1 pseudogene is annotated in these 268 nt (G+C 41.8%); it reads left to right on the top strand.

Annotated features, from left to right (window positions below):
• A pseudogene (locus tag RYX56_RS22745) lies at positions 1 to 187 on the top strand (dihydrodipicolinate synthase family protein); the annotation flags it as partial.
• Positions 188 to 268 lie beyond the last annotated feature (81 nt).

The raw sequence follows: 268 nt of genomic DNA, 5'->3' as shown, positions 1-268 counted from the left end.
CCGTATTTTACCGCTTTGTGCATTCCTTGAAGGTTCCGGAAAATATGTACAAATTGTCAAGCGGGCTATGGATCTGCTTGGCCAGGCAGGCGGTCCGGCACGCCATCCGCGTTTAGGATTGACCCCGGAGGAAGAGCAAAAATTGAAAGGGATTTTAACTAATTTAACAGCCAGTTCACTTGTTTAAAAAGATTAGGGTAGTGATTTTTTTGTTGAAAAAAATAGCAAAAGGAGAGATACCATGCTAACAACACAGATTGAATTGAAG

Source organism: Alkalihalophilus lindianensis (assembly GCF_032843265.1).
GTDB classification, from domain to species: domain Bacteria; phylum Bacillota; class Bacilli; order Bacillales; family Bacillaceae_D; genus Alkalihalophilus; species Alkalihalophilus lindianensis.
Note: the sequence above shows the minus strand (reverse complement) of the source record. Positions and strands in the feature narration are given on the sequence as shown.